This is a genomic window from Mycobacterium sp. (genome assembly GCF_050701675.1).
Taxonomy (GTDB): Bacteria; Actinomycetota; Actinomycetes; order Mycobacteriales; family Mycobacteriaceae; genus Mycobacterium.
Window position 1 is genome coordinate 1 of record NZ_JBOGDD010000400.1, and the last position, 4,499, is coordinate 4,499.

At 66.5% G+C, this 4,499-nt stretch carries 6 protein-coding genes; 3 read left to right on the plus strand and 3 right to left on the minus strand.

All coding sequences use genetic code 11. From position 1 onward, the window contains the following. Positions 1-73: 73 nt before the first annotated feature. Positions 74-835 (minus strand): SDR family NAD(P)-dependent oxidoreductase, encoded by a 762-nt coding sequence (locus tag ACRDUX_RS12070; RefSeq protein ID WP_526414168.1) that lies wholly within the window; start codon positions 833-835, stop codon positions 74-76. 1 nt (position 836) lies between these two features. Next, a complete protein-coding gene (locus tag ACRDUX_RS12075) occupies positions 837-1,910 on the minus strand; it encodes a zinc-binding metallopeptidase family protein (protein WP_526414170.1) in 1,074 nt (357 codons plus the stop codon). Positions 1,911-1,928: 18 nt separating this feature from the next. On the opposite strand from ACRDUX_RS12075, the gene ACRDUX_RS12080 reads away from it, so the two are divergent. Together ACRDUX_RS12080 and ACRDUX_RS12085 are read left to right on the plus strand one after the other, a co-directional pair. Next, positions 1,929-2,528, plus strand: coding sequence for a histidine phosphatase family protein (locus ACRDUX_RS12080; RefSeq protein ID WP_526414172.1), 600 nt, complete (start codon positions 1,929-1,931; stop codon positions 2,526-2,528). 9 nt (positions 2,529-2,537) lie between these two features. Then, the gene (locus ACRDUX_RS12085) at positions 2,538-3,575 is read left to right on the plus strand and encodes a phosphotransferase family protein (RefSeq protein WP_526414174.1); all 1,038 of its coding nucleotides are present in this window, start codon (positions 2,538-2,540) and stop codon (positions 3,573-3,575) included. Between the two features lies 1 nt (position 3,576). On the opposite strand, the gene ACRDUX_RS12090 is transcribed toward ACRDUX_RS12085, so the two are convergent. After that, positions 3,577-3,960, minus strand: a complete 384-nt coding sequence (locus ACRDUX_RS12090; RefSeq protein WP_526414176.1) for a LapA family protein — start codon at positions 3,958-3,960, stop codon at positions 3,577-3,579. 230 nt (positions 3,961-4,190) lie between these two features. Here ACRDUX_RS12090 and ACRDUX_RS12095 point away from each other — a divergent pair. Next, positions 4,191-4,499 (plus strand): glycine betaine ABC transporter substrate-binding protein (locus ACRDUX_RS12095; RefSeq protein WP_526414178.1); only part of this gene is annotated, 309 nt, incomplete at its 3' end.

Consider the following 4,499-nt stretch of genomic DNA (forward strand, 5'->3'; position numbering starts at 1 on the left):
CCTGACGCGATTTCGGCGCGCAGGGTTGCGGTGAGCGCCACTGAGCGCGCCGAAATCGCGGAAGGGGGAGGGGTCAGGGGAGGCCGCCGTCGGCGCGCAGGATCGACCCGGTGGTGAAGCTTGACGCGTCAGATGCCAGAAACAGTGCGGCGCCGATGATCTCGCTTGGTTGCCCGGCGCGGCCCAGCGCCAGGTGCTGGAACGGATTCCGCTCGCCGTCGAGATCCCAGGCCTTGCTGACGTCGGTGAGGAAGGGGCCGGCCATCAGGGTGTTGACGCGGACGGTCGGGCCGTAGGCCTTCGCCAGCCCTTCGGTCAGCGCGTTGAGCCCTGCCTTGGCCGCGGCGTAGGGCAGCATGTCGGGCGCAGGCCGCAGCGAGCCCGTCGAGCTGACGTTGATGATCGAGCCGCCGCCCGCTGCCACCATGCGCTCCCCGAGGAGGGTCGAAAGACGGAACGGGCCCTTGAGATTCAGGTTGACCACCGCATCGAAGAGCCTCTCGGTCACCGAACCCAGTGAGTCGTACAGCGGCGACATGCCTGCGTTGTTGATCAGCACGTCGACCTTGCCGAACCGGTCGTAGGTGGCGTCGACGAGTCCGTCGAGTTGCTCCCACCGACCGACGTGCACCTGATACGGGAAGGCGACGCGCCCCGTCGCGGCCGAGATCTCCTCGGCGGTGACGACGCACGAGTCCAGGTTGCGGCTGGCGATGACGACGTCGGCGCCCGATTGCGCTGCAGCGAAGGCCATCTCACGCCCCAGCCCGCGGCTGCCTCCGGTGACCAGCACCACGCGGTCGGTGAGGTCGAAGAGCTGGTCGGCGTAGCCCACGTCAGGTGTCCTCTTGGGCGCGGCCCGTTTCGCGGATCACCCGGTGGATGAACCCGAGCTTGGCCGTCACCGCAGTGGGAATCTCGAACGGATACAATGGGTTCTTGCCCATCGCGGTGTTCACGCGGTTGAAGAACATCGACATCCACCGCCAGTCGAACAGCAGCCGCTCGATGGGTTCGTCGGCATAGGACTCGAGCGGCACGATGTCACGCGGCGCGGCGAACCGAACCCGTTCGGCCAGCAGGACCATGCCCGCCTCGCGGCTGGTGTCGATGGTGTCGGTGATGTGCAGATAGTGGGCGAAACACTCGGCGAAGTCCTCCCACGGGTGCATCGTGGCGTATTCGGAGATGAACGACTCGCCCCACCCGGCGGGGGCGCCCGACTGGTAGTGCCGCGCGATCGCGTCGCCGTAGCTGGCGCGTTCGTCGCCGAACAGCGCACGACACTGATCCAGATAATTCTCTGCGCCGGAACCGTTTTCGACGAGCACGTTCTGGTAATAGTGGCCGACTTCGTGACGGAAGTGGCCGAGCATCGTCCGATACGGCTCGCCGAGCTTCACCCGCAGCGACTCGCGGTAGTCGTCGAGCGATTCGACCACGTCGATGGTGATGACGCCGTTCGCGTGGCCGATGATCACCTTCTTGCACGTGGTGTAGCTCGACAGCAGATCGAAGGCCAGGCCGCCGTCGTGACGCCAGAACGGCTCGACGGGCAACCCGATGTCGTTGAGTTGGTAGATCAGGCGGCGCAACGCGGCGGCCGTCGGCACCAGCTTCTCGCGGGCCAGGGTGTCGTCGGCGGCGGGCTCTTGGCGGATCAGGGAGTCCGCCAGGCAGCGTCCGCGCTGGTAATCCGTCTGTTCGGCGAGGGCCAACCAGTTGCAGCCGAGTGGGCCGTACTGAGTGCACCGCACCCAGCGCTGGTCATCGATCGTCGCCGCGCCGTCGGCAATGGCGACCATCGTCTTCGTCGGCAGGTGCAGACCCAAGGAGGTCCCGCACGTCGCGCACGCATCGGACTCGAACGGGGCGAAGTCATTGCACACCGGACAAGAGAATGCGTGCACGGGCCCTATGGTGTCACGGTGCAACTGCTATTGGTCCGACATGCGCTTCCCCTCCGCAGCGAACCCGGTCAGGGTTCGGATCCCGACTTGTCCGAGCAGGGCCTCGAACAAGCGAAGCGGTTGCCCGACGCGCTGGCCAGATTTCCGGTCAGCCGGGTGTTGAGCAGCCCCCAGCGCAGGGCCATTCAGACGGCCCAGCCGGTGGCCGATGCGTTGGGCCTGACCATCGACGTCGACGAGCGCCTCGCCGAGTACGACTACGGCCTGTCGCATTACACGCCGATCGAGGAGGCGTCGCAGGAAGATCTGCAGCGTCTCATCGAGGGCCATCTGCCGGGCGACGTGGACGAGGACGCCTTCAAGGCCAGGGTCGCGGCGGGTATCGACGACGCCGTCGCCGCCGCTGGGCATGACGAGACCGTCGCGGTGTTCAGCCACGGCGGCGTCATCAACGCGCTGGTCCACCAGGCCATGGAGACGGCGAGACTGCTGTGCGTCCAGGTCGACTACACGGGCGTCACCCGGATGCTGAAGTCGCGCGACGGAAAGCTCGGGGTCGCAGCCATCAACGGCACCGAGCACGTATGGGATCTGCTGCCGCGAAACCAGCGGTGGTAGACAAGTCCAGTGACCACAGACGCTTCCACGCTGGACGGCCTCGACCTGGGCGCGTTGGACCGCCACCTGCAGTCGATCGGAGTCCCACGCCAGGGTGACCTGCGTGGCGAACTGATCGCGGGCGGTCGGTCCAACCTGACGTTCCTGGTGTTCGACGATGCGTCCAAGTGGGTGCTGCGCCGTCCGCCGCTGCACGGACTGACACCGTCGGCGCACGACATGGCCCGCGAGTACAAGGTCGTGGCGGCGCTCGAGGACACCCCCGTGCCGGTGGCGCATGCCGTCACGATGCGCAACGACGACTCGGTGCTGGGAGCGCCGTTCCAGATGGTCGACTACGTGCCGGGCAGGGTCGTGCGCTACTCCGAGGAGCTGACGGCGCTCGGCGATCAGGACACCATCAATGCCTGCGTGGACGCCCTCATCAAGGTCCTCGCGGATCTGCACGCGCTGGATCCGGAGGCCGTCGGCCTCGGCGACTTCGGCAAGCCGACGGGGTATCTCGAACGCCAGGTCCGGCGTTGGGGCTCGCAGTGGGATCTGGTGCGGACCGAGGACGATCCCCGCGACGCCGACGTGAGGCGGTTGCACGCCGCACTGGAGAAGGCGCTGCCGCCGCAGAGCCGGACGTCGATAGTGCACGGTGACTACCGGATCGACAACACGATGCTCGACGCGAAAGACGCGACCAAGGTGCGGGCGGTGCTCGATTGGGAGATGTCGACGCTCGGCGACCCGTTGAGCGACGCCGCGCTGATGTGCGTGTACCGCCATCCGATGTTCGACATGGTGCACGCGAATGCGGCCTGGTCGTCGCCCCAGATCCCGTCGGCAGACGAACTGGCGCATCGGTATTCGGTCGCCGCGGGCCAGTCGTTGGCGTACTGGGAGTTCTACATGGCGCTGGCGTACTTCAAATTGGCGATCATCGCTGCGGGCATCCAGTTCCGCGACCGGATGGGCGGCGGCACGGAGTATGGGGACAAGGTGGGGGAGGCCGTCGCCCCACTGGTCGCCGCGGGTCTCGCCGAGCTCGCACGCTCCTGAGCTACCTCAGCGCCGCCTTGTAGTTCTTCTTCGCGGCTCGGCGCAGCTGCACGATGCGGACGATGCCTGCGAGCGTGGTGACGAGGCCACCGAGGACGGCCGCGGCCAGCAGCGCGACGCCCAGCGGCAGGCTCCACGACCAGCCAAGGAAGTGGAACGTCGCGGACTCGGTGTTCTGGGCGATGAAGATCAGCAGCACGATCAGGACGAGAAAGCCCACGATGAGGGCCGACCACAGTGCGGCGGCCCTGGTGAAGTGGACGGCGTTCTCGGGCGGCGGCGGCTTGATCGATGCGCTGTCGACCGCTGGGACTTCGCCGTGGATCGGCTCGAGTGGGCCGGGTGGACCCGATTCGACGGGCGAGAACTGTGGATCGGTACTCATGGCCTCATCTTTGCCCCTTTTGCTGGGGAATGAAACCAGCGGTACCGGGGAGTCGCCAGTTGGTCACCGTGCGCTCATCGCGAGCTAAAGGCGCGCGGCATTCCGGCAACCTGGTTAGGGTCGCTGCAGGCAGGTGACGCCGAAAGGACGCTGAAGTGAACCCCGTACGACGAACCAACCGCAGAAGCGGGCTGGCGGTTCTGGCCGCGATCCTGGCACTGGTGACTTCGATGCTTTCGGCTTGCGGCAGCTCGAACCCGTTGGGCGGAGGGGAGATCTCGGGCGATCTGAAGTCGATCGCCGTGGGCTCCGCAGACTTCACCGAGTCGAAGATCATCGCCGAGATCTACGCGCAGGCGTTGCAGGCCAACGGATTCGACGTCCGAAGGCAGTTCGGCATCGGCAGCCGCGAGACCTACATCCCTGCGGTCAAGGACCATTCGATCGACCTGATCCCCGAGTACACCGGCAACCTCCTGCAGTACTTCGACAAGAACACCAAGGCCACCGATCCGGAGGCGGTGGAGCTGGCGCTGTAC

Coding starts and splice junctions, on each gene's coding strand:
- ACRDUX_RS12090 (WP_526414176.1), bottom strand. CDS start 3,960: ATGAGTACCGATCCACAGTTCTCGCCCGTCGAATCGGGTCCACCCGGC.